General features: G+C 43.5%; 22 protein-coding genes. 7 read left to right on the top strand and 15 right to left on the bottom strand.

Annotated elements, in window-relative coordinates:
* Positions 1–129: 129 nt before the first annotated feature.
* Positions 130–1,689 (bottom strand): glutamine-hydrolyzing GMP synthase, encoded by a 1,560-nt coding sequence (gene guaA, locus ACWOEX_RS05805; RefSeq protein WP_455298640.1) that lies wholly within the window; start codon positions 1,687–1,689, stop codon positions 130–132.
* Positions 1,690–1,826: 137 nt separating this feature from the next.
* On the opposite strand from guaA, the gene mvk reads away from it, so the two are divergent.
* The 4 genes from mvk to fni are packed head-to-tail and all read left to right on the top strand — an operon-like array spanning position 1,827 to position 5,956.
* Positions 1,827–2,822 (top strand): mevalonate kinase, encoded by a 996-nt coding sequence (gene mvk, locus ACWOEX_RS05800; protein ID WP_455298639.1) that lies wholly within the window; start codon positions 1,827–1,829, stop codon positions 2,820–2,822.
* 23 nt (positions 2,823–2,845) lie between these two features.
* Entirely contained in the window at positions 2,846–3,853 is a 1,008-nt protein-coding gene (gene mvaD / locus ACWOEX_RS05795; protein WP_455298638.1) for a diphosphomevalonate decarboxylase, read from the top strand.
* Positions 3,844–4,920 (top strand): phosphomevalonate kinase, encoded by a 1,077-nt coding sequence (locus tag ACWOEX_RS05790; protein ID WP_455298637.1) that lies wholly within the window; start codon positions 3,844–3,846, stop codon positions 4,918–4,920. Before mvaD ends, ACWOEX_RS05790 begins: the two co-directional genes overlap by 10 nt.
* The gene (gene fni, locus ACWOEX_RS05785) at positions 4,904–5,956 is read left to right on the top strand and encodes a type 2 isopentenyl-diphosphate Delta-isomerase (protein ID WP_455298636.1); all 1,053 of its coding nucleotides are present in this window, start codon (positions 4,904–4,906) and stop codon (positions 5,954–5,956) included. The genes ACWOEX_RS05790 and fni overlap by 17 nt, the downstream gene beginning before the upstream one ends.
* A 70-nt stretch (positions 5,957–6,026) precedes the next feature.
* Here the strand turns inward: fni and ACWOEX_RS05780 are convergent, their stop codons facing one another.
* On the bottom strand, positions 6,027–7,649 hold the full coding sequence (locus ACWOEX_RS05780) for a DUF3744 domain-containing protein (RefSeq protein ID WP_455298635.1): 1,623 nt from the start codon (positions 7,647–7,649) through the stop codon (positions 6,027–6,029).
* Between the two features lie 31 nt (positions 7,650–7,680).
* Positions 7,681–8,586: a UDP-N-acetylmuramate dehydrogenase gene (gene murB, locus ACWOEX_RS05775; RefSeq protein ID WP_455298634.1), complete on the bottom strand. Its 906-nt coding sequence runs from the start codon at positions 8,584–8,586 to the stop codon at positions 7,681–7,683.
* Positions 8,587–8,706: 120 nt separating this feature from the next.
* Here murB and ACWOEX_RS05770 point away from each other — a divergent pair, with 120 nt between their 5' ends.
* Together ACWOEX_RS05770 and ACWOEX_RS05765 are read left to right on the top strand one after the other, a co-directional pair.
* Positions 8,707–8,946, top strand: a complete 240-nt coding sequence (locus tag ACWOEX_RS05770) for a TraX protein (protein WP_455298633.1) — start codon at positions 8,707–8,709, stop codon at positions 8,944–8,946.
* A 16-nt stretch (positions 8,947–8,962) separates the two neighbouring features.
* Entirely contained in the window at positions 8,963–9,739 is a 777-nt protein-coding gene (locus ACWOEX_RS05765) for an exodeoxyribonuclease III (protein WP_455298632.1), read from the top strand.
* 45 nt (positions 9,740–9,784) lie between these two features.
* On the opposite strand, the gene ACWOEX_RS05760 is transcribed toward ACWOEX_RS05765, so the two are convergent.
* From ACWOEX_RS05760 to ACWOEX_RS05710, 11 genes are all read right to left on the bottom strand, one after another.
* Positions 9,785–10,318, bottom strand: a complete 534-nt coding sequence (locus ACWOEX_RS05760; RefSeq protein ID WP_455298631.1) for a GNAT family N-acetyltransferase — start codon at positions 10,316–10,318, stop codon at positions 9,785–9,787.
* The gene (gene tsaE / locus ACWOEX_RS05755; protein WP_455298630.1) at positions 10,315–10,779 is read right to left on the bottom strand and encodes a tRNA (adenosine(37)-N6)-threonylcarbamoyltransferase complex ATPase subunit type 1 TsaE; all 465 of its coding nucleotides are present in this window, start codon (positions 10,777–10,779) and stop codon (positions 10,315–10,317) included. Before tsaE ends, ACWOEX_RS05760 begins: the two co-directional genes overlap by 4 nt.
* A 93-nt stretch (positions 10,780–10,872) precedes the next feature.
* Positions 10,873–11,853: a phosphate acetyltransferase gene (gene pta, locus ACWOEX_RS05750; RefSeq protein WP_455298629.1), complete on the bottom strand. Its 981-nt coding sequence runs from the start codon at positions 11,851–11,853 to the stop codon at positions 10,873–10,875.
* A 69-nt stretch (positions 11,854–11,922) separates the two neighbouring features.
* A complete protein-coding gene (pheT, locus tag ACWOEX_RS05745; RefSeq protein WP_455298628.1) occupies positions 11,923–14,355 on the bottom strand; it encodes a phenylalanine--tRNA ligase subunit beta in 2,433 nt (810 codons plus the stop codon).
* Positions 14,356–14,361: 6 nt separating this feature from the next.
* Positions 14,362–15,408, bottom strand: coding sequence for a phenylalanine--tRNA ligase subunit alpha (gene pheS / locus ACWOEX_RS05740; RefSeq protein WP_455298627.1), 1,047 nt, complete (start codon positions 15,406–15,408; stop codon positions 14,362–14,364).
* A gap of 331 nt (positions 15,409–15,739) precedes the next feature.
* Positions 15,740–16,081: a winged helix-turn-helix transcriptional regulator gene (locus ACWOEX_RS05735; protein WP_455298626.1), complete on the bottom strand. Its 342-nt coding sequence runs from the start codon at positions 16,079–16,081 to the stop codon at positions 15,740–15,742.
* A 39-nt stretch (positions 16,082–16,120) separates the two neighbouring features.
* The gene (locus ACWOEX_RS05730; protein ID WP_455298625.1) at positions 16,121–16,885 is read right to left on the bottom strand and encodes a TrmH family RNA methyltransferase; all 765 of its coding nucleotides are present in this window, start codon (positions 16,883–16,885) and stop codon (positions 16,121–16,123) included.
* The gene (gene pepV / locus ACWOEX_RS05725) at positions 16,885–18,273 is read right to left on the bottom strand and encodes a dipeptidase PepV (RefSeq protein ID WP_455298624.1); all 1,389 of its coding nucleotides are present in this window, start codon (positions 18,271–18,273) and stop codon (positions 16,885–16,887) included. Before pepV ends, ACWOEX_RS05730 begins: the two co-directional genes overlap by 1 nt.
* Positions 18,274–18,318: 45 nt before the next feature.
* Positions 18,319–20,022 (bottom strand): putative polysaccharide biosynthesis protein, encoded by a 1,704-nt coding sequence (locus ACWOEX_RS05720; protein ID WP_455298623.1) that lies wholly within the window; start codon positions 20,020–20,022, stop codon positions 18,319–18,321.
* 62 nt (positions 20,023–20,084) lie between these two features.
* A complete protein-coding gene (leuS, locus tag ACWOEX_RS05715; RefSeq protein ID WP_455298622.1) occupies positions 20,085–22,502 on the bottom strand; it encodes a leucine--tRNA ligase in 2,418 nt (805 codons plus the stop codon).
* A 335-nt stretch (positions 22,503–22,837) separates the two neighbouring features.
* Positions 22,838–24,661, bottom strand: a complete 1,824-nt coding sequence (locus ACWOEX_RS05710) for a LysM peptidoglycan-binding domain-containing protein (RefSeq protein WP_455298706.1) — start codon at positions 24,659–24,661, stop codon at positions 22,838–22,840.
* Positions 24,662–24,812: 151 nt separating this feature from the next.
* On the opposite strand from ACWOEX_RS05710, the gene ACWOEX_RS05705 reads away from it, so the two are divergent.
* Positions 24,813–25,601 carry a hypothetical protein gene (locus ACWOEX_RS05705; protein ID WP_455298621.1) on the top strand — a complete coding sequence of 263 codons (789 nt, stop codon included), beginning with the start codon at positions 24,813–24,815 and terminating at the stop codon, positions 25,599–25,601.
* On the opposite strand, the gene radC is transcribed toward ACWOEX_RS05705, so the two are convergent.
* On the bottom strand, positions 25,552–26,262 hold the full coding sequence (radC, locus tag ACWOEX_RS05700) for a RadC family protein (RefSeq protein WP_455298620.1): 711 nt from the start codon (positions 26,260–26,262) through the stop codon (positions 25,552–25,554). The genes ACWOEX_RS05705 and radC overlap by 50 nt on opposite strands.
* Between the last annotated feature and the right edge of the window lie 66 nt (positions 26,263–26,328).

Below are 26,328 nucleotides of genomic sequence, written 5' to 3'. Positions count from 1 at the left end.
GTAATATACTGTTTTTTCACAAGTTAGATTAACTATGACATTAGTGTAATTAAACATTTAGCAGCAGTACATACAAAAAAGCATCAACCTATCGATTGATGCTTAATTTCTAATTTAATATTTCTGGGATTATTCCCATTCAACTGTTGCAGGTGGCTTGCTCGTAACATCGACCACGACGCGATTGACGCCATCAACTTCGTTAACGATGCGACGGCTAATCTTCGCAAGCAAGTCGTACGGAATACGTGCCCAGTCAGCAGTCATGCCGTCAACCGATGTGATTGCACGAATCGCAATTGCGTAATCGTATGTACGGTAGTCCCCCATAACACCAACAGATTTGAAGCCTGGGAGTACGGTGAAGTACTGCCAGATTTCGCGATCTAATCCTGCGTTGACGATTTCCTCGCGCAAGATAGCGTCAGATTCACGAACGATGTGTAATTTTTCTTCGGTAACTTCACCGATGACACGAATCGCTAATCCTGGCCCCGGGAACGGTTGGCGCCATACGATATTGTCAGGCATACCGAGCGTCGTACCCACTGCACGCACTTCGTCCTTAAAGAGTTTGTTGAGCGGTTCGATCAAATCAAATTGCAAGTCTTCTGGTAAACCACCGACATTGTGATGTGATTTGATCGTCTGTGCGGTATCAGTTCCGGATTCGATAATGTCCGTGTAAAGCGTTCCCTGTGCGAGGAAATCGATACCGTCCAATTTTTTGGCTTCATCGCTGAAGACTTCGATAAATTCATTACCGATAATCTTACGTTTTTGTTCAGGGGCACTGACGCCTGCTAGTTTACCGAGGAATCGTTCGCTCGCATCAACTTTGATGATATTCATACCGAAATCATCACCTAACGTCTTCATCACCTGATCCGCTTCCCCTTTACGGAGCAAACCGTGATCTACGAAGACGCTGACTAACTGGTCACCAACTGCCTTATGCAAAAGGACACCTGTGACTGAGGAGTCGACCCCACCGGATAGACCGAGCAAGACTTTACGGTCACCGACTTTTTCTCGGATAGTGTTGACTTGGAGTTCGATGAAGTCTTCCATCGTCCATTTACCTTCTACCTGACAGATATTGTAGGCAAAGTTCGACAACATGTCGTTCCCGTGAACTGTCGTACGTGTTTCTGGGTGGAATTGGAAACCGTACATCTGCTTCGATTCGTTTTCGAAGGCGGCGACCGGACTATTATCCGCTGCTGCAGTGACTTCGAATCCTTCCGGCATTTCAGTAATACGGTCACTGTGACTCATCAATACTTCCTCAGTTTCTGACAGATCGTGGAAGATTTTTGAAGTCTGTTTGGTGATTTGAATTTCTTGCTGTCCAAACTCACGTTTGTCGGAAGCTTCAACTTTACCACCGAGACGTTGTGTCATCAGCTGCATACCGTAACATACACCGAGAATTGGGATGCCTAATTCTAAAATATCAGGATCGATATCGAATGCATCCTCAGCATAAACCGAACGTGGACCACCTGATAGAATGACCCCTTTAACATTTCCTAATGCCATTAATTCATCAGCTGTTATCCGATGACTCTTCAGTTCGGAATAAACACCGATCTCACGGATGCGGCGGGTAATCAGCTGATTGTACTGGCTACCGTAGTCCAAGACGATGATTTTTTCGACATCTTGGATAGACTGTAAACTGCTCAACTCGTCACTCCTCTTCTCCTTTGATGTGCTATCATTCTACCACAATTATTATTTTTTCGTTTAGTTTGCCTTAATTATTGGAAAAGTACGTGAAACAGCGACAAATAGTGTACAATAGTTAAGTTAGGAGTGACGTTATGAAGCGAGCAGAGGGTTCCTCTCACGGTAAGATTATTTTAATGGGTGAACACAGCGTGGTATATGGTGCGCCAGCACTAGCCATGCCTTTCCACGGTACAGAAATTAGTGTGAGTTTGCGTCCGGCAGGCAACCACTCGATGATTATCAGTGATTTATATGAAGGCGAAGTGCGTACGGCCCCGCCAATTTTGGATAATCTAGTAAGTCTACTGAATGCGCTCAGACACGATCATGAAGTGGATCACTATCATTTTGTGATTAAAATCGAGAGTACTATTCCAATCGAACGTGGGATGGGGAGTTCTGCAGCACTTTCCGTTGCTTTTGTTAAAGCTTTCTATAACTATTTAGATAAGCCGTTAGATAATGACACATTATTGATGTATGTGGACGGTGCTGAAATTATTACACACGGACAACCGAGTGGATTGGACGCGCGCGTCACGGGCTACAATCGCCCCCTCTACTTCCAACGTGGGACGGTAGATGATGTATTCGTCTTTGACACACCGCTATGGTTATTGATCTGTGATTCTGGCGTGCCTGGAAACACCAAAATCGCAGTTCAAAACGTGAAAGATGCCTACAACAGTAAATATACCTCACGTCGTCAGGCAACGCGTCAAGCGGTAGCAAACCTGTCATCACTAACTGAGCAATTCAAAGATTTACTCAAAGAAGACCATACACAGCAAGCCGCTGAAGATTATCCACAACAAATTGGCAAGATGGTCAATGCCGCACAACGTGAATTAAGAACGTTACACGTGTCATCGCCAGAGATTGACGCGGGAATCACCTATTTACTTAATCACGGTGCACTCGGCGCCAAACTAACTGGTGGCGGCCTCGGTGGTTGTTATTTTGCCGTAGTATCCAGCCGAGAACTTGCTGAAAAATTAGCACATGCATTAACTGATAAACAACTCATTACGGATCACTGGATTATTCCATTCCAGAGTAAAGATTCGAATATAGATGACACATTTTAGTAGAAATTGGAGAGACTAGACTTATGACCGATCTGCACTTTTGGCGTGCACATACCAACATTGCATTAATCAAATATTGGGGAAAAGCTGATGAACAGCTGATTATTCCGATGAATAACAGCTTATCCTTAACATTAGACGCCTTCTACACCGATACTGCAGTTTGTTTTGATGCCAACCAGACCGCGGATGAATTGATTTTAAACGGTCAAACACAATCTGAAGCAAGCACAAAAAAAGTGAGTCGTTTTCTCGATCACTTTCGCAAACTCGCTGATACCGATTTACGTGCAAAAGTTATTAGCATCAATCACGTTCCGACTGCAGCAGGATTAGCAAGCTCCGCCTCTGCATTTGCAGCCTTAGCTGCAGCAAGTCGCGATGCTTTAAATCTCGATATGGATGAACGCACATTATCGACGATGGCACGTCTCGGTTCAGGCAGTGCTTCACGCAGTATTTACGGCGGCTTTGTCGAATGGATTAAGGGATCTGACCATCAATCATCTGTGGCCGTTCCTTTCGACGATGGAAACTGGGATATCGGTATGATTGCGATCGTGAATGATCATCATGCCAAGAAAATCTCATCGCGCGAAGGTATGAAACGCACAGTTGAAACATCCGACTTCTATGCGGCTTGGCCGACCATCGCACAGAAAGATCTCGAAGCGATCAAACCCGCCATCAAAACGCATGACCTCGATGCACTTGGCGCAATTGCGGAACACAATGCACTCGCAATGCATGCAACAACACTCACCGCATCCCCATCTTTCACATACTTAAATGCTGAAACATGGCGTGCAATCCATGTTGTGGAACGCCTACGTGAAGCTGGCTGGTCGGTCTATCTGACAATGGATGCTGGCCCAAATGTTAAAGTTATCTGTCGTCAATCTGAGATGAAACAGATCATGGCCTTATTAGAAGAAGATTTTGCGACAGATCGTCTGATCCCATCGACGGTAGGTGATGGTGCGCAACCTGCGCCAATTTCTGCCTCCGAGGTGTTGGCGACATGTCCGTAACAGCGAGCGCACCCGGCAAATTATATTTAGCGGGTGAATATGCAATTCTCGATCCCAACGCAATAGCTGTCCTATTCGGTGTCGATCGTTATATTCATTGCAGCATCACATCTGCTGAGTCTGGTGTGCTTCATACATCGCATGCCGACAAGCCGATCACCTGGCACTGGGAAGATTCACAAGTTGTATCCTCTGACTATGATCCCTTTGATCTTATCTTCCACGCCATGGAGGTTATCGGTCGGTTAACGGCGCAATACCCGACCTTCGAAATAAAACTGATGACTGAACTTGAGGATAACGGTCAAAAATATGGTCTCGGATCAAGTGCTGCCGTAACAATCGCAGTGATCAAAGCCTTACTTAAATACTTAAAATATGATGCCTCACCGTTTTTCGTGTTTAAGCTCGCCTGCTTAGTACACGATGAAACCTCTCACGATGGTTCATTCGGTGATTTAGCCGCTTCAGCATTCGGTGGGTGCATTGCTTTTCATAATTTTGATCATCAATGGCTTAAAACTGGCCATTCGTTAACTGGATGCGAATTGGAACAATGGCTACTTCAAGATTGGGAGTTACTACAGATTATCCCTCTAGCATTGCCTACAGATTGGCAGATCGCTGTGGCTTGGACTGGTCATCCTGCATCTACGACTGACTTGATTCAACAGGAATTAACACCATCTGGCGAAGACATTGCGCATGCTTACCAGCAGTTGTTAGATACGTCAATTGATACATTAACGGATCTCATCACAGGGATTGAGGCTGACGATTATGATTTAGTAAGTCGTGCGATTGTACAGAATGCTGATAGTCTCACTCACTATACCGATACTGTTCAAAAAGCATACTGGACCACTGAAGCGAAGCACGCTGTTTCTATTGCCCAGCAATATACCCGTGCAGTGAAGATCTCCGGCGCAGGTGGTGGTGATTGTGTCGTCGCCTTACTACCTTCCGCAAATACTAAAGCATCCTTAATTGACGTTTGGAAATCAAATGATATTATTGTTTTACCGATTAATATAGCGAGGAGCGATACCCTTGACGACAAACCGTAAAAACGACCATGTCAAAAATGCTGATGCGCAGTATAAAATTCAACCCACTGATTTCGATGATGTCCATTTCGTACATTATTCACTCGGCCATCACGATTTCGATCAGATCGACCTCTCGACATCATTTGTCGGTCATACACTAGCCTCGCCCTTCTTCATCAATGCGATGACTGGTGGGACAGAATGGACCAAACATATCAATGAGAAGTTCGCGACAGTAGCCAGAGAAACTGGTTTAGCGATGGCGAGTGGTTCCCTATCAGCCGCATTGAAGGATCCTTCTGTCTCTGATACGTTTGAAATTATTCGACAAATTAATCCTGGTGGTGTTGTTATCGCTAATGTGGGATTGGATCGCACTGTCGATGAAGCGGTGCGCGCTGTTGAAATTTTAGAGGCGGACGCCTTGGAAATTCATTTGAATACCCCACAGGAAATCGTGATGCCTGAAGGTGACCGCGAGTTCTCAAGTTATCCTGAGCACCTTCAACAGATGATCGAGAAAGTCAACGTCCCTATCATCGTCAAAGAAGTCGGATTTGGGATGAGTCGCGAATTATTTGATGACTTATACCAATTAGGTATTCGAAACTTTGATGTGAGTGGCAGTGGAGGCACAAACTTCGCAACCATCGAAAATGTACGCCGCGATCATCAGGAGATGAATTATATGGCTGAATGGGGACAATCGACTGTCGTCAGCTTGTTAGAGAGCACAACATTACCCGAGGACGCGAATATCATCGCTTCTGGTGGCGTCAAAAACCCACTGCATATCGCTAAAAGTCTAGCGCTCGGTGCCTCTGCGGTCGGCTTGAGCGGGCAATTTCTCCATTCAATTCTCCACGATGGTGTCGATAAAACGATTGAAATGGTACATCATTTCAACGAACAATTGAAATTGATCGCACTAGCGCTCAATGCTGATAGTATCGACGCCTTACAAAAAACAGATCTTGTCATTCTAGGCACTGTAGCTGAATGGTGTGAACGTCGCGGTATTTCTATTAATCATTTAGCCAATCGTAGCCGTTAAGAGCTATCAATTATTCACACACAAAAAAGCACGCAACATCAGCAATTGCGTGCTTTTCTTATCCCATAATTTATACTTGTTGTTGTACTTCACGATCATAATCCATGAATTTTTGAATAAATAAGTATGGATCAGCTAGATCCAAATGTTCAGCAAGTTTGTTCAAACTGATATCACGAAGTGCAGCTTTTTGAACAATACTCGGTGCGGTAATCACCTTAACTGGCGATGTATCAGCAATGATTTTCCCACCAGAAAGCACGATCGCCCGTCTAGTATATTCGAGCATTGCTTCAATATCGTGCGTCGTAATAATAATGGTCAGCTGCTCTTCTGTATTGAGACGATAGAGATCATTCATCGTATGACGGAAATGATTGAAATCTTGTCCTTCTGTTGGTGCTTCAACAACTAGCACTTCTGGTTTTCTCAATAACAAGGCCGCCATTGCGACGCGGCGCTGTTTTACAGCAGATAACTCACCGACTACTGTATCTAGCGGCAGACGTTCAATATTAACCTTTGCCATTGCTTCGCGTTTGGCTTCATCTGAATCGGTAAACGTTAGATGATAGGTTTCAATCACTTGATCCATCACCTCATTGACAGTGTGCGTGTTGTGACGATCGATCGCATAGCGAGAGAAGAAGGCAATGTGTCGCTCAAATGCTTCACGATTGTCACTAGTAACTTCCATATCATGCCAGCGCAGGTGACCACTGTGTGGCGACAACTTACCACTCAATAAATGTGCTAATGTTGTCTTGCCTGAACCATTATCACCGACAAGACTAACCATTTCGCCTGCACGGATAGTTAATGATACATTGTCCAGCCCACGCTCACTACCATAGCGGAAGCCGCCGTTATCTAACGAAATGAGCGGCTCACCAGGTGTAGGATAGACAAAATTCGGTACCGCCATCATCCATGAACGCACACTAGATGCTAACTGTGAGCCGCGTAATTGACCTACACAGTCAATATTCTTGAGCTGATCGAGTGGATAGCCCGCATAACGCAATGCAGTGAGATACAGTGGTTCGCGAATACCCATCGACATCAACAGATTCTGTCTAAGTAAGCTATCCAAAGTACCATCAAAAACTAGACGACCGTCTAGCATTACTAATACGCGATCGATGGAACGATGCATCATCTCTTCGAGGTGCTGTTCACTAACAATCACCGTCCGTCCAGCATTATCTTGGTAGAAATCATCAAGCACTTCCACAAAGAGTTCTGAGGCACGCGGTGATAATTCGCGTAACGGTTCATCAAAAATAAAAACCTCTTGGCTATGGCTCAATGCATCGAGGAATTGATAAATTGTTTTCTCCCCAGCTGATAACAGCTTGGCATCATTGTTTTTCAAATGCTCGTTTAGGAAATAATGCCAACGTTCGGCAATGGCACGTCCGGAGGGTAAGTGCAACCACTGCAAATCATCTGACGCTAAATTCTCAAAGTCTTCATGATCATCAGTGATATGATACTCGCCGAACAGCTCGCCCTCTGCTTCTAATTGTCCGGTCAGTAAACGAATGAGTGTCGATTTCCCTGACCCATTCGCACCGAGAATGAGCACTTTTTCACCTCGATTAATCGTGACATTGATATTTTTTAGTGCCATTTCTTCCGCTTCTTGGTAACGGAAGGAGACATTTCTAAGTTCTGCCCAAGGCTCTGCCATGATCAGCACCCCCTTCTCTCTTTTTCGTTAATTATTTCATTTCCTTACCGATAATGCGCACTTCCGTCTCGAGACGTACTTGGTTACGTTCCCAGATTACCTCTTGGACGTGGTGAATGACATCGAGATAATCCTGTGCAGTACCGTGGTCAATATTCACAATAAAACCGGCATGTTTCTTGGATACTTGCGCGCCGCCCACTTGATAACCTTGCAAATCAGCTTCTTGAACGAGCTGTCCGGTATAATGACCTTCTGGACGTTTAAAGACACTTCCGCAACTTGGTAAATTCAATGGTTGTTTAGTTTCGCGACGTTTGGTTAAATCGGCAACCGTTTCTTGGATTTCTTCCGCATTTCCTGGTGCCAACGTGAATGTTACAGAGACGACTGTATCCCTACTCTGTTGAATGTAAGAGTGACGATAGCCGAAGTCTAATGTGTCGTGTGATAATTCTTTGATTTCGCCTTCAGGTGTAATCACTGTCGCAGACGTTACGACATCTTTGATTTCACCGCCGTAAGCACCGGCATTCATATAAACGGCACCACCGACAGAACCTGGAATTCCACAGGCAAATTCTAACCCTGTAACTGCCGCTTCTGTTGCGGTACGACTGACATCGATAATCTTAGCACCGGCTTCTGCCGTGATTTGATTATCCTGGACACTGATCTGTACGAGATCAGTCAACATGAACACAATCCCTTCCATTCCTGCATCAGAAATCAAAACATTGCTTGAATTCCCAAGAATAGAAAACGGCACATCTAATTGTGTCGCCTTCTGGATCATTTGTTGTAATTCCTCAATTGTTGCTGGAAAAACGAGTAAATCTGCTAGTCCACCAACTTTTGTATACGCGTAATACTTTAACGGCTCATTACGATACATTCTTGCGTGGGGAAAAGCATCAATAAATTCGTCAATACGCATAAATCCTAGCCCCCAATTTAAAAATAATACTATTAGTTACAGTTTTTTAGTTTATCACAAATTTTATAAATAAAATAGGTTAATGCTATGATAGTAGTATCGAACTTAAAGGAGTCAAAAATGACAACAGAAAAACGCCAAGCACTTTTATTTTTTGCCTTAAGTCTCTTATTTGCTAGTTTGCAGTTGTGGCGAGATTCCAGTACGGTAACATGGTGGAATCATCTGCTTTCGATTGCCTTGCCAATTGTAGCGATGGTTTTCGCCCTAAATGTGAAAGAATCTAAGTGGCGCTGGTCACTCATCGGTCTGGAAATCGTACTCACGCTGTTGATGATCTGGCTTGCTTTTGTACAATAATAATGAAGGAGTATTTATGACAACACAACCACTCAAACTGATTAGTTGGAACGTCAACGGTTTACGTGCCGTTGTCAAAAAAGGATTCAAGGATATTTTTTCATCGCTCGATGCTGATGCTTTCTGCCTACAAGAAACAAAATTGCAAGAAGGACAGATTGATCTTGAATTCCCTGGCTACCACGCTTACTGGAACTATGCTGAACGTAAGGGTTATAGCGGTACCGCAATTTTTGTGAAAGATGAACCGGATCATGTGACATACGGTCTACCGGGCGCACCGGATGATAACGAGGGGCGCGTCATTACTTTAGAATATCCGACGTATTATCTTGTCACTTGTTATACACCGAATTCAAAAAATGAACTCTTGCGTCTTGACTATCGCATGGTCTGGGAAGATGCGATGCGCAACTACCTCAAAGAACTCGATACGCATAAACCCGTGATCTACTGTGGTGATTTGAATGTAGCTCATGAGGAAATCGACCTTAAAAATCCACAGAACAACCACAAAAATCCTGGTTTCTCTGATGAAGAACGCGCCAAGATGTCAACATTGCTAGACAATGGTTTTATCGACAGTTTCCGCTACTTCTATCCTGATCAGACAGATATTTATAGCTGGTGGAGCTATCGTTTCAAAGCACGTGAACGCAATGCAGGATGGCGTATCGACTACTTCATTACCAGTGAAATGATGAAACCTTACCTCAAAGATGCTGAAATTCTAACCGATATTTACGGTAGTGATCACTGCCCAGTGGTTCTCTATACCGATATTCCAGAATAAACAATAAATGCGCGAGGCTATTAACCTCGCGCATTTTTATTTGGTCTAATTTTCAGATACCACGGGGCGTCCCATGATTAAACAATCCCGATAACCATTATCTACCTTGGTACCACCTGGAATCTTTCCGAGTGTTTCAAAATCAAAGAAATCGTATAACTTCTGTGCTCCGATGTTTTCTTCATCAACGGTCAAAGTGATATAGCGCAGTTCTGGACTTTCCATTGCCCAGTCCATCATGTCCTGCATAAGCACACGACTGAGACCGATACCCCAGAAGCGTCGTTTCAAAACAATGCCGATTTCACCAACATGCGCTTGGCGCCCTTTTTCTGGTGCTGTGATACTGATAACACCGATAATTTCATCATCAACCATTGCCAATAACAACCGACTGTGCCAACTGCCGTGAATGCTTTTGAGATAGCGTTGTTCCTGCTCCTGATTTAATCCAAGCCCTTCACTACCAAAGTCTAAAAATTCTGTTTCAGCGCCCACTGCTTTATAAAAATCTAAGAGTGCTTTAGCATGCTTGGCTTCGCCATCCTGCAGTGTAATTTCTAATTTTTCACGTTTCATTCTGATTCTCCATTCAATTGATGCGCAAGTGCTTGGCTTCGGGAACCGACCGCTGAAATTTCGATTTGACGTGAAGTATCGCCTGTTCGTTTAATATCGAGCCATAGATAATCCTTTGGCAAGTAATCTTCAATAAACTGTGGCCACTCGATCATCGATACCCCATCACCTTCAAGATATTCGTCGATGCCAATCCCTTCTGTGCCCGTTTGTTCCAAGCGATAAGCATCCATATGGTATAACGGCAAGCGCCCATCAGTATACTCTCTCACAATAGTAAACGTAGGACTTTTAATACGTTTATGAATACCCAAAGCTCCCGCAAAATAGCGTGTAAAGGTCGTCTTACCGACACCAAGATCGCCAGATAAGCAAATAATATCACCGGCTTCAACGATTGCTGCCAATCGTTCTGCAAATGTCTGTGTATCGGTCTCGGACTGCCATGTCATCGTTGGCATATGCTCGCCTCCTTTAGTTGTCCTCCTAATAATAAAAGGAGATTGTCATTACTGGCAATCCCCTTTTTAACTTAATGAATCAAATACCTCTAATTAGTCTTCAGCCAATGACTGACGAGCAGTCAATAATGCGATGTTGTAAACATCTTCTGCACTACATCCACGGGATAAGTCAGAGATTGGTTTTGCCATACCTTGCAATACTGGGCCAATCGCTTCAAAGCCACCGAGACGTTGTGCAATCTTGTAGCCAATGTTTCCGGCTTGAATATCAGGGAAAACAAAGACTTTTGCTTGACCAGCAACTGGAGAATCTGGTGCTTTAGATGCACCGACTTCTGGTACAAAGGCAGCATCGAATTGTAATTCACCATCGATAGTGAATGATTCTGGTGCTTTTTCTTTAGCAATTTCAGTGGCTTTAGCTGCTTTTTCCTGTAGTGGGTGTGAAGCAGAACCTTTGGATGAGAAGCTCAAGAATGCAATTTTTGGATCGATGTTAAACATTGCTGCTGTGTGACCCGCTTGCAATCCGATTTCTGCTAATTGTTCTTCATCTGGATCGATGTTGATGGCACAGTCAGCGAATAAGTAACGTTCGTCACCACGCATCATGATGAAGGCACCAGATGTTAATTTCACACCTGGTTTAGTTTTAATGATTTGAAGTGCTGGACGTACCGTTTCACCAGTCGTATGTGCTGCACCAGAAACTAAACCGTCAACTTTACCTTGGTAAACTAACATTGTACCGAAGTAGTTTTCGTTCAATAATTGTTCACGGGCTTGTTCTTCTGTTGCTTTACCTTTACGGCGTTCAACAAAGTCACTCACCATTTGATCAAATTCATCATAGTTATTTGGATCGATGATTTCTAAGCCTTCTGCAGAAGTATTGTTTTCTTCTGCAACTTTTTGAATTTCTTCTGGATTACCCAACACAACTGGTGTAAGCAATCCTTCTTCGTGTAAACGAATCGCACTCGTTAAGATACGTTTATCTGTTCCTTCAGGAAAAACGATGCGGGCATCTTTTCCAGAGACAGCTTCTTTTAATTCATCAATAAAGCTCATAAATTACTCCTCCATTTTAATTCTTCAGCTGTTAACGCTATCATATCATTTTTAGAATAAGTTGTCAGGTTAACGAATTTCAGCTTGCCATTTTTCTTCCAAAGCGGCTTTGATAGCCTGCACATCGTCGCTAATTTCTTGATCTACCAAGTTTCCGTTTGGATTCAAGTATTTGAGAGTGTAAGCTACTGATTTCTTACCTTCTGGAATATGTTCGCCGCGATAAACGTCGAAGAGTTCGATAGCTGACAAGTAACTATCCGAGACTTCTTCAATCGTTGTTACAATATCATGGTGAGAAACCATTTCGTCAACAACCATCGCGATATCTTGTTGACTACCTGGGAATTTCGGAATAGCTGTTTGTACAATGCGTTCCTCTGGTACAGCCATTAGTGGTTCTAAATCAATTTCAAATACCGCCGTGGCTTTATCTAAATCGAAAGCTTCCGCTAATTTCGGATGGATCATTCCAACGAAACCAATGATCGTATCCTGCGACTCAGAGTGGAAACGAATCGCTGCCGTTTGACCTGGATGCATATCCTCAATATCATCTGCCACCTCAAACTGGATAGTACCCGTAAGGTTCAAGCGTTCAAAGTACGTCTCTAATGCCCCTTTAATGCTGTAGAAATCAACCGTAGCACCTTTAGGATTGAACCAAGCGCTAGATTCAGCCTGTCCTGTCCATAGTCCTGCGAGATGCTGATTTTCAACGGGTTTGCCTTCTTCAACACGATAGACGCTACCGAGTTCGTAAATCTGAATATCCATCACTTGACGCGCACGGTTATATTTCGCGATGTCCACTAAGGAGCCAAGTAATGCGGTACGCATATATTGACGATCAGCACTCATCGGATGTGCTAAAGCCATCGTATCATCACGACGTGGGTCCAAGACATGTAATTGTTCCTCAGAAGTCAAACTGTAACTAATGACTTCATCGAAACCGAGCGCTGACATCGTGTCACGACTGTGACGAATAAATCGCTGTGCGTCTGTTAAACCAACTTCACTTGGACGCATCGATGGTAAAGTAGATGGAATAGTGTCATAACCATAAATACGTGCAACTTCTTCCGCTAAATCAGCTGGAATACTGATATCCCAACGACGTTTTGGTACAGAAACCGTCATTACTTCTTCGTCTGTAGTGACTTGGAAACCGAGGCGATCAAAAATCGCAACCATTTCTGTCATAGATAAGGACAAACCGAGCAATTGATTGATATATGTACGTGTCGTCGTAATCTCTGCTGGTTTATCATCGATGGTGGTGGTATGAATCACATCAGCTTGAACACTACCACCCGCATATTCCTGCATCAATTCTGCAGCTTCAATGCCAGAAGCGAGCGTATTGCCTTCATTCACACCGCGTTCATTACGAATACCGGATTCACTGATCAATCCGAGACGACGACCTGCCTTTCGAACGGCAGCACCATCAAAGACAGCAGCTTCAATCAAGACATTAGTCGTTCCCTCATCGACTTCGGTACTTTCACCACCCATGACACCTGCTAGCGCAATCGGCTGCTCGCCGTCTGTGATGACGATATCGCCAGCGCTTAATTCACGCGTTTCACCATCCAATGTAATAAGCGTCTCACCATCTATGGCATCGCGTGTTTCAATGGTTTGACTTGAAAGCTTATCGTAGTCGAAAGCGTGCAATGGATGTCCCGTTGTCATCATGATGTAATTCGTGATATCTACAATATTATTCACAGGACGAATGCCCGCTTTCATCAAGCGTAATTGCATCCAGAGTGGACTTTTAGCGATACTTACGCCTTTGACGAGGATGGCATTGTATTCTTTCACATGTTCAGGGTTTTGAACTTTGACGGTTAAGCCGTCCATTTTTTCGCCATTTTCAGTGTATTCTGCGCGGACGCTATCTGGCACATTGACTGAACGCTCGTAAATCGCGCCAACTTCGTAAGCTACCCCTTGCATGGATAGAGCGTCACCGCGGTTTGGTGTCACATCGATATCAATAATTGGATCATCCATCTTGAGGTATTCAACAATGGACATACCAATCGGTGCATCTTCTGGTAAAACCATGATGCCTTCGACATATTCTTTCGGTAAAACAGAACTGTTAAAACCAATTTCATCCAATGCACAGATCATTCCATAAGAAGTCACACCTCGCATTTTTCCTTTTTTAATTTTCTGATGACCCGCAATCCAAGAATTCTGTAAAGCAACGATCACTTTTTGATCAGCCGCAACGTTCGGTGCACCACAGACAATTTGAAGCGGTTCTTCTTCCCCAACATCGACCTGGCAGATGTGTAAGTGATCAGAATCTGGATGATCGACAACCTCTAACGTTTTGCCAATCACAACTTTTTTAAGGCCATCATTCAATGTGCTGATGCCTTCAACTTCGAGTCCCGTACGTGATAAGCGGTCGCCCAGTTCATCAGCTGGAATATCCGCTACTGGGACAAAATCATTTAGCCATTCACAAGATATTAACATGCGTGATTATCCTCTCTCTTTGAACTGGTGATTGAAACGGAGATCGTTTTGGTAGAAATGACGAATATCATCGATACCGTATTTCAACATTGCGATACGATCTGGTCCCATACCGAATGCGAAAGCACTGTATTCGTTTGGATCTAATCCTGACATTTTTAATACGTTCGGATGTGTCATTCCGCCACCGAGAATTTCAATCCAGCCCGTATGTTTACAAATATTGCAACCTTTACCACCACATTTGAAACAGCTAATATCAATTTCTGTCGACGGTTCTGTGAATGGGAAGTAACTTGGACGTAAACGAATTTCACGCTCTTCACCAAACATATGACGTGCAAACACTTCGAGTGTTCCCTTCAAATCAGACATACCGAGTCCTTTGCCGACAGCGAGACCTTCAATCTGTGTAAACTGATGGGAGTGTGTCGCATCATCATCGTCACGGCGATAGACTTTACCTGGACTGATCATTTTCAATGGTCCCTTGCTGAAGTCATGCTGATCCATCGTACGAGCTTCTACTGGTGAGGTATGTGTACGCAATAAGTATTCATCCTCTAAATAGAAACTATCCTGCATGTCGCGTGCCGGATGATTATCTGGGATGTTCATACGCTTGAAGTTATAGTAGTCTGTTTCAATTTCAGGTCCACGTTTTACTTGATACCCCATCGCTAGGAAAAGGTCTTCAATTTCAGTAATCACCTGACGTAAAACGTGTTTGTAACCGATCTTTTGCGTCTTACCTGGCAAGGTCACATCAATAATTTCATCTTGAAGTTGCTTAGCTAAAGCTTCTTCTTCGTAGCGCTCTTCCTTAGCTGTAATCGCTTCATCAGCTTCCTGTTTTAATTGGTTAGCCATCTGTCCAACTTTTGGACGATCTTTCGGGTTAACATCACGCATACCGCGCAAAGCTTCCGTAATTGGACCTTTCTTGCCAAGATATTTCACACGAATCGCACGTAAATCATCAACATTTTGCGCGGCTTCGATTTCTTGGCTGAGTTCACCCTTAATCTTTTCGAGCTGTTCAATAACCGCCATGCTTTTAGCCTCTCAATCTTTTGTTAAACTTCTCAATACAATAAAAAAGTCCCCATCCCAACTATGGGACGAGGACTCGCGGTACCACCCAATTTTTCGTGCATAAAAACACGAACACTCTAATGGGTGTAACGCACCGCTGCGGGATATCTTTTGATTCTATCGCCCGATATCCACTCCGAAATGAAAAGCAATGCCACCGCTTCTAAGTAGCTTTCAGTCCGTGACTACTCTCCCTGAATCAGCATTCAGGCATTGCCCGTTTCGTCATCGTTTATCATATCTATCGGCATTCTACCGATATTCTATCCAAACGTCAATCGTCCAATGCTTAACTTGCGACTTCTTTTTCATCGTCTAGCGTTACCCATTCTTCAGCCCACGCATGTAGACTATCTAATACTGGGGTAAACGCCTTACCTTTTTCCGTTAAGCAGTAAACATAGTAATCGCTCTGTGCGGTTTTCACTTTGGATTGTTGGACAATCTGATCAGATTTTAGCATTCGCAAGCGTTCCGTTAATATACGATCTGAAACACCCGGAATACTATCACGCAGTTGGCAAAAGCGCATCGGAGATGTGTTTAAACGTTCGATAATCTGACCGTTCCATTTCGTCGCAACAATTTTGATCGCCGCATCTATTTTAGTACATACAGGTGTTTTTGCCATGAATCCCTCAAACTCTCTATTTCAAATTATTCAACTTTACTATTTACTCATTGGTGCTGGCGGAAATTGATACATTGCCACCGACCCCGCAATCGCGACATTCAGCGATTCTGCATCACCGATCATCGGAATGTGTAAATGCACATCGGATAAGTCAGCGATTGCTTGCGAAACACCATGGCCTTCATTACCGAGAACTAATCCCCATCGTCCAGACATTGTGAGATCACTCTGTCTGATTGATGTCGATGTTTCATCTAGAAGCGTTGCACCAATACGATAACCTACAGATTGTAGCGCAGGAACCGTCTGTTCTAGATTGGTAGTGTACATATTAACATGAAAATGACTACCCTGCATTGCGCGTAGCGTTTTTTCATTATAACGATCAACCGTGCCCTCCCCGAGTAAAATATCTCGATAGCCGAAAGCATCTGCTGTTCGGACAATCGTTCCTAAATTCCCCGGATCCTGTACACCATCGAGTAATAAAACGGCACTTCCGAGTTGATCCATCACCAACTCTTCATTCGGCATCGCAACCACCGCGAATACACCTTGTGAGTGCGTTGTTTCTCGCAGTGCATCAGCCACTTCCTCGGAAATTAATGTGACGTTGTCGCAATCTCCCTGCTTGGCAGCTGTTTCTGTCGCATAAATCTGCTGAATCGGTGCATTAGCTTTGATCGCTTCACCAACGAGATGATGCCCTTCAATAAGATATTGTTGCATCTTTTCACGCTGGCGACGCTTCTGTAGCTTTCGAACCGCCTTAATTTCTTTATTCTGGCGCGAAGTGATCATTATTTGATCAAACGGTAAATCGCATCAGCATAGATACCCATCGCTAACAATAAGGTATCGATCGGTTCGTATTCATTCGGTTGGTGCATCGTATCTTCAGCACCTGGTAATTGTGCACCGTAAGCCACACCACGTTCTAATAAACGTCCGTATGTCCCACCACCGATAACCTGTTCATAACCTTTCTCACCAGTGTGTTCTTCATAAACATCCAATAATGTCTTCACTAATGGATCTTCTGGTGATACATAGTGCGGTTCTTGATTACCTGGAAGTGTTTCACGTTTAAAGTGATATGCTTCCGCTGCCTTGTCGATAATGTCTTCGATCTCTTCAAATGTAATACCTGCTGGCACACGGCAATTCAATAAGATAGTGATTTCACCATCCGCTTGTTTGAAAACACCTGGGTTTGCAGATAAGTCGCCCATCGTTTCGTCGTGGTAGTTAATGCCTAATTTCTTACCATCAGTACTTTGATGTAGACGTTCTTCAACGAAACGCAAGAAGCTGTCATCTGCTAATGCTCCAGACAATTGACGCAAAAATGCTGCCAAGTATGTCCCTGCATTGTACCCATTCTCAGGGAATGCACCGTGAGATACTTTACCCTTAGCGGATACTTTGAGTCCTTCAGCTGTTTCTTCAACAGCGACTTTTGCAGGTTCTGAAGCATTGAATGCTTCTGCTTTGGCTTCTACATCAGCTAATGCAACACCAGTGATGATTGCTTCAGCAGCACCTGGCACCATATTGTCACGTTGTCCACCTTCGAAGGATTTCAACGCGCCATCACCTACTGGGAATTTCAATGCAGTAGTGTAGATACCTTTTTCACCATTGATGATTGGGAAATCAGCGTCTGGTGAGAATCCAAAATCTGGCATTGGTTCTGTTTCAAAGTAACGATCGATACCTTGCCATTCACTTTCTTCATCAGTACCAACAATGAAATGCACTTTCTTAGATACTGGCAGATCGAGCTCTTTGATCATCTTCAATGCGTAGTAAGCGGCCATTCCTGGTCCCTTGTCATCACTTGCACCACGCGCATAAATCTTGCCGTCTTTGATGACTGGTTCGAATGGGTCAGTATCCCATTGATCGTCAACTGGTACCACGTCCACGTGAGCGATAATACCTAATGTCTCATCACCTTCACCAAAAGAAACGCGGCCTGCTAAATTATCGACATTTTTCGTTTCGAAACCATCACGTTCAGCGATTGAAAGGAAGGTTTCCAAAGCTTCCTTAGGACCTGGGCCTACAGGTGCATCTGGTGTTGCCGCGTCGTCATCGCGGACACTGTTGACACGCAACATGGTCTTCAAGTCTTCTAGGAAATCATCTTTTCGTTTTTCTACTTCGTCTTTCCATGAAATAGTCATAAGTCATCCTCCTCTGATTACAATTAATCCTATTATAGCATAACACTAAATTTCGTGAATTTTGAGCATATGACGTAATTGATTGGCACGCTCACGCCCGATCAATATGTCTAGTCGTTGGTATCTGAGCGTCATGACGACGTAAACCAACGCTGAAATCACAATCACAATCCCCATCTCAATAATATTCATCACCAGGCCTGAACCCGTCAAAATAAAGTTGAGACCAATCACTGTGACTAAGCCAACGAGTACCATTGCAATTGCCGATTTAACAATTGGCCAAACACTGTCGGTAATTGTCGTGTAATCCACACCGCCATATTTTTTCAAAATGTAGAGATAGTAGATAATCGGTGTTAGGAATGCCAAGAGTGTTGCATAGATGGCACCTGGCGTATGGAATAATGCGATGAGTGGGTACTGCAGAATTAATTTTGTCCCTACTGCAATCGCAATCCCAAACATCCCACGTTTTTGGAGATTCATCGCTTGCAAAATCGAAATTAATAAGAAATAAATCCCCTGTACAATGGCTGATAACGCTGATAATTGTAAGTAATAGGTCCCACTAATATCCGGGGCATAAATCAACTGGTAAGTATTGTTCGCAATCAAGGCCATACCTAAACTTGCTGGCAGAAGTACCAAAGTACCTAGCGATAGACCGTGTGAAATAATCGCATTCGTTTCTGGATAAATCGTTGTGCCACGGTCCGTCAATTCACCTAACGCATCCTTCTCATGCGTAAAGGTTGAGGAAATGATTGGCACAATGGTACTAGAGATTGCGGTCGCAAATGAAATCAATACGGTCACTAATTTACGTACATTGGCGCTAAAAATTCCGTACTCATTGATAATCATGCTCTCAGAGAGATCAGTGACTTGCACCATAATCGGCTTAAATGTCTGCGTATCAATCACATTCAAAAATTCCATAATCGTTCCTGAGAGAATAAACGGAATCGCAATTAATACAATTTCTTTGAGTAAAGAACCAGTTTTTACTTCTTCTTTTTCCTGAGACAAACTCAAATCGTGCATGTATAGCGAACGATTTTTGAAGTAATAAAAGGCAAGGGTTCCAATCGCTACCACAGCACCGATAAAGGCCGCAAATGTTGACTGAACCACAGCCTGTCTAACCGGCGCATCAAGCACACGTCTCAGAACATATACTGAAGCCAGCATGAATCCCACACGCGCTATTTGCTCGGTAATTTGAGAAATCGCACTTGGTTTCATATCCTGATGTCCTTCAAAGAAACCGCGTGAGATCGATAAGAATGGCAAAACCATTAATGCAGGAGCGAGTGAACGAATTGTCGCAATCCCATCACTAATTTCACGTGTCGGTGTGCCAATCGCTAATATAGGCGCTAAAAAGTACAGCGCTACCCCTGTCAATATTCCCGTACCAATCATCAGCCAAGTTGCTGCTTTAAAGAGTTTCTGAGCGTTACGGTATTCTTGTCTCGCATTGTAATGCGCGAGCTGTCTAGCGATCGCCTGTGGCACCCCAGCCACCGCAATCATTAAGAAGATGGAATACCAGTTGTAGCCGACATTAAACAGCGCATTCGCCTCATTCGCCGTTTCAGCATCCCCCATCCAACGCCACCACGGAATGATATAAATCACACCGAGAATACGCGAGAGGACACTGGCAACGGTCATCCACGTTGATCCCTCTGTCAAGCGCTGCTGTGCCGACTTTGTCTCGTTCGGATTACTCTGTTCTACCATAATTCACATCCATCTATATAATTAAACAGCGCTAACCATAGCGCTGTTTGTCAATTGTTGTTTTATTTTACAACAATATTAACTAATTTATTAGGTACTGGGATAATTTTTACAATTTCTTTGCCTTCTGTCGCTTTTTGGACATTTTCATCCGCCGTAGCGATTGTTACTAAATCATCTTTTGAGGTATCCGTAGCAACGGCAATGTGTGCTTTAATTTTACCATTCACCTGAACCACAATTTCGGCTTCATCTTCAACTAACTGACTTTCATCATAAGTTGGCCATTGTACAAAGTCGATACCACTTTCACCAGTCAAACGTTCCCAAATTTCATTACTGATATGTGGCGCAATCGGTGCCAGTAATTGGATAAAACCTTTTGCGTAATCGAATGGAATGCTTTCTGCTTTATTCGCTGCATTAACGAAAACCATCATTTGAGAAATTGCAGTATTGAAGTGCAAGATTTCAAAGTCATCAGTGACTTTCTTGACGGTTTGATGATAGATTTTATCCATCTCACCAGTATTCATTGTTGTAATGCGATCGCGGATTTCACCTTTGTCGTCGATGTATAGACGCCATACACGTTCTAAGAACTTACGTGCCCCCTGTAAACCATCTTCATCCCACGGTACAGAGGCATCGAGAGGTCCCATAAACATTTCGTAGAGGCGCAAAGTGTCGGCACCGTATTGGTCAACCACATCATCTGGATTGACGACGTTACCTTTTGATTTAGACATTTTTTCGTTACCTTCACCGAGAATCATACCCTGGTTGAAGAGCTTCTGGAATGGTTCTTCTGTCGGAACAACGCCCAAGTCATAAAGCACCATATTCCAGAAACGTGCGTAAAGTAAATGCAAGACCGCGTGTTCGGCACCACCGATGTAGAGGTCCACATTCGTCCAGTAATCCGCTGCTTCCTGACTGATCAACGCTTGATCATTGTGTGGATCACAGTAACGTAAGAAGTACCATGAAGAACCAGCCCATTGTGGCATTGTGTTCGTTTCACGACGACCCTTCATACCTGTTTCGGGATCAATAACCTCTAACCATTCAGGATAGTTAGCGAGTGGTGATTCACCCGTACCACTCGGTTTAATGTCGCCACCTTCAGGCAAACGCAGTGGTAATTGATCTTCCGGAACCGTTGTTGTTGAGCCGTCTTCCCAATTAATGATTGGAATTGGTTCACCCCAGTAACGTTGTCTTGAGAAGATCCAGTCACGCAAACGGAATGAAATGGAGCGTTTACCTTTGCCTTTTTCTTCTAAGATGGCTGCTAGTTTTTCAACGGCTTCCTCAATCGTTTCAATACCATCAATTTCCCCAGAGTTAATGTGTTTACCCTGTCCAGTGTAAGGTAATTTTTCACCATCTTTTGATTCAATAACTGGAATGATATCCAAGTCATATTTCTTCGCAAAATCAAAGTCACGTTCATCATGCGCTGGTACTGCCATTACTGCACCGAAGCCGTATGAACCGAGCACGTAGTCGCCGACCCAAATAGGTACACGACGACCATTGATTGGGTTGATTGCGTAAGCCCCCGTGAACACACCTGTTTTGTCTTTTTCAAGTTCGGTACGTTCCATATCGCTCTTGCGCGCTGCCTGTTCAACATAGGCATCAACAGCCGCTTTTTGTTCAGGTGTCGTGATCTTTTCAACTAAGTCATGTTCTGGTGCGAGTACACAGAATGTCGCACCGTATAGCGTATCCAAACGTGTAGTAAAGATTTGGAAGCTATCGTCTGTCTCTTCAACATCGAAAGTCACGTCAGCACCGACAGAGCGCCCAATCCAATTACGCTGCATTTCTTTAATTTGGTCTGGCCAGTCAAGATCATCTAAGTTATTCAACAAACGATCGGCATAAGCGGTAATTTTCAACACCCATTGTTCCAACGGTTTACGAACGACTGGGAAGCCCCCACGTTCCGTCTTACCATCGATGACCTCTTCGTTTGCGAGAACGGTGCCTAAGTCCTCACTCCAATTGACCATCATTTCATCTTTGTAAGCGAGACCTTTTTCGTAAAGTTTTGTAAAAATCCATTGCGTCCACTTCATGTAGTTAGGATCGGTCGTATTGATTTCACGATCCCAGTCATAACTGAAACCCAATGATTTAATCTGTCGTTTGAAGTTATCGATATTCTGCTGTGTAAAATCTGCCGGATCATGCCCTGTATCTAAGGCATACTGTTCGGCAGGCAATCCGAAAGCATCCCAACCGATTGGATGTAGCACATTCTTCCCCTGCGCACGTTTAAAACGTGACATAATATCCGTTGCGGTATAACCTTCAACGTGTCCGACGTGCAATCCTTGACCGGATGGATAAGGGAACATATCTAAGACATAGTATTTTTCCTTATCTGCATCTTTCTCAACATGATATGTTTGGTTTTCTTCCCAAACATCTTGCCACTTTTTCTCAATAATATGATGGTTAAAGCTCATCAGCTATACTCCTTTCAATGAAAAAACGTCCTGAGCATACACTTCGCATGCTAACAGGACGCTTCTAAACGCGGTACCACCCATTTGTTGACTCTCTTCATGCTTTATAACGCGAGCGAAGCGTCACATCTCACCAACTTGTCAGTTTAATGCGAGTTACGATTCAGATGAGTTCGGATAATGTTAATTCTGTGTTCACACCAACCACACAGTCGCTGATAATCACATTAACCTACTACTTCCAAAAAGATGATACCGTCATTATGTCGCAATTCATGGAAAATTGCAACACAGGTTATTAAATATTCAAAATATTCCTTCATCCTAAGACGTCGCTACTTCGCTGGGATCGTCAACACTTGTCCTGGCAAAATTAATGCATTCGCTGAACCAAAGTTATTAGCTTTCAATAAAGCATCTAAAGTCACACCATTATTAACCGCAATACGATACAAGTTATCGCCTGCTTTGACGGTGTATTTACCACTAGTAGCTGTTGTTGTCTGGGTCGCTTGGTTTGTCGCACTTGGTTTTGACACCACCGATTGTGTTGGACGGCTCTGTGCTTGCGGTCTTTGTGTCGTCTGTTGCATTGAAACTTGACCGCTAACACGTACTTTTTGTCCAACATAGAGATTAGCATTCTTAAAGCCATTCAACGCTTGGAATTGCGCGAGTGTCAGACCATGCGTCGTCGCAATACGCCATTGTGTATCGCCAGATTTCACTGTGTAGTAGGCACCCGTTACTGATGACTGTTGTTGTGATTGAACAGTAGGACGTGACACCGTTGCGTTTGTGCTAGTTCCCTTAGACATTGACTGGCTTGCGTTAGACTGTGCGTTTCCGCTACCTGCGTACAAGACTTGACCTGGGAAAATCAAGTTTGAAGTTAAACCATTTGCACGTTTCACCTGGTCAATGGAAACGCCTAAGTTCTGTGCCACCGTCCATAAACCATCGCCTGCTTTGACTGTGTAGCTCTTGCCGTTGCCTTGTGGGCGTGCAGCATTCGATGACGCGTTCGAACTGTTCGGTCTATTCGCCGGTTTAGAAGTAGATTGACTCGCATTTGACTGTGCGTTTCTGCTACCTGCGTACAAGACTTGACCTGGGAAGATCAAGTTTGAAGTTAAACCATTTGCACGTTTCACTTGGTCAATGGAAACACCTAAGTTCTGTGCTACGGTCCACAAACCGTCACCCGCTTTAACCGTGTAACTCTTGTTGTTGCCTTGTGGGCGTGCAGCATTCGAAGACGCGTTCGAACTGTTCGGTCTATTCGCTGGTTTAGAGGCAGATTGACTCGCATTTGACTGTGCACTTCCACTGCCTGCGTACAAGACTTGACCTGGGAAGATCAAGTTTGAAGTTAAACCATTTGCACGTTTCACCTGGTCAATAGAAACGCCTAAGTTCTGTGCTACGGTCCACAAACCGTCACCCGCTTTGACCGTGTAACTCTTGCCACTGTTTTGTTGCGGTTTCTGCGTTTCGGAACTGTTGCTACCTTGACTTTGAGATGGTGTACCTGTCGATGGCTTAACAGAGACAGGGCCTTGATCGAAACGCGTTAAATCGTTGGATTCGATAATACTGTTCAACTTCGTGGCATAAGACGTATCTGTCGCATATCGTCCTGTCAATGCAGCTGTCGCATCACGGTAACTATTCGTATTACTCTTCCATACGCCGGAATAGAAGTTAGGATCACCAGAAATACCACCGCGAATTAAGTTAACGTAATCTTGTAACGACTCGCGAACACTCGGATATTTACGGAAACCATCATTGATTTGGTAATAATTACCTGTCCCGTCATCTTCTAACGTATTAAAGTCAACGGAATTTCCTTGGTAACTACCTTTAATCCCAAATAAGTTATTGTATGGTTCTTGAGATAACTGACTAGAACCCCAACCCGTTTCCAAGATAGCCTGAGCCATCATGACAGACGCGTAGAGATCATTTTGGCCTGCTAATTCGCTAGCTGGACCAGCAATTTTACTCAAAAATGGATTATTAATATCGTACGTCGTGCCATTCGGTGCAGCCATAACAGCGTGGTCAGCGGCTACAGATTGATAAGCAGCAAGCGTGAATACGGAACCGAGTACGGTCGCACCTGTTGCTAATGTTTTCTTCAAATTCTGATTCATGCGCAAGACTAAATCCTCCTGTATGCGATAATCTCCCAACATTATCTAATTTCTCTATGTTATTATAGACTAAAATTTAGAGCGCTGAAATAATTTTCTGCTTTGAAATCTATTTTTAATATTAGTTAGGGGTAAGGGAGCTTAGTTGGTAATGAAACTATCCTTGAAATTTAATCAACAATTAATTTTGATTCAGTTATTGTTTATGATCCATCCAATTATTTTGCCATTATTGTTTAGTGCATTGATTGGAGTGCGTTACAGTGGGATTACATTGTCGACATTAACCATTTTCGGTTTACTTTTTTGTTTACAACAACTATACGTTTTCTTTACACAACAAAAATCACTCTGTCTCAGCCGAAGTAAGAACTATATTATTTTTTTAGAAATTGCTTATCTCGTATTAACGTTGATCAATTTCTTCCAACAACCACTATGGATTGCGATTTTACCAATTATCCAGTGGTTAATCGTACATTCCTATATATTCGGAAACGTGTTAGCGCCAAAGAGTCATTTACTCTTCTATACACTGCAGCTCTTACTCTTCCAAACACAATTCTTATACGCGACCAATAGCTTAGTTCCTGGTTTTCGTGGGCTCTGGATTAGTTTCCTGGCACTTTTAGGCGGTGTTCTTACTGTCTATCCTTTCTTCATGCCGGACACACAAAAGGTGAATAAACCGGCCACATTTGGTATGGGAATCATTGCTTTTGTTTTATCGACAGTATTTGCTTTCTGGTTGAGTGATATGCGTTGGTATACGATTCTACTCGCTGAGCTATTATTGATGATTACTTCTGTTCCGATCAGTTTCATCTATTATCGCTCAAATCATTCATTAACGACTGACGAAACCATTACACAACCAACTGCTAAAACACCTAAAAAACGCCGAGACGCTTCAGACTCGTATAACAACCGTCACCGATAATGAAATGATCCATCACATCGATGCCCATTAACTTACCGCAGTCAACGAGACGCTTGGTAAACGCAATATCTGCATCTGATGGTTCGGGATTTCCAGACGGATGATTGTGTGCAACAAAGAGATGCGCGGCTGAGGCACGTACTGCTTCACGGAAAATTTCACGCGGATGTGCCACGGAACTATCTAACGAACCAATGAACAGCGTCTTTTTAAAGATGACTTCCTGTTTGATATTAACGAAAGCAGCGACCACATGCTCTTGTTCGAGTCCCTGTAATTCTTTTATAAAATACTCGCCAGCAATCTGTCCAGATGTTAGCGCGATCGTCTTTTCACGTTTCGCATGGAATAAGCGTTCACCGAGCGCAATACTTGCCATTACTGTTAGCGCCTTACTAGGTCCGATGCCTTGTACTTCTAATAATTCTTCGTACGTGGCGTGGCGGAAAGCATAAAGTGAGCCAAAATGATTGAGAATACGCATCACCATTTGAATCACATTTTCACCGCGTGCACCGGTTCGAAGTAAGATGGCTAACAGTTCATAATCTGGTAACGCCTTAGCGCCGTATTCGCGCAATCGCTCGCGCGGTCTAAGTTCTTCAGGCATATGGTGGATGGTTTGTGTCGCAGCGGGTTGATATTTCTTATCATCAGTCATGTGACCACTCCTTATTTTATGTGTTCACTATTTAAATACGTTGCTTTTGAAAAGATTAGCGACCAT

The sequence above is a fragment of the Aerococcus vaginalis genome (assembly GCF_053762225.1).
Note: the sequence above shows the minus strand (reverse complement) of the source record. Positions and strands in the feature narration are given on the sequence as shown.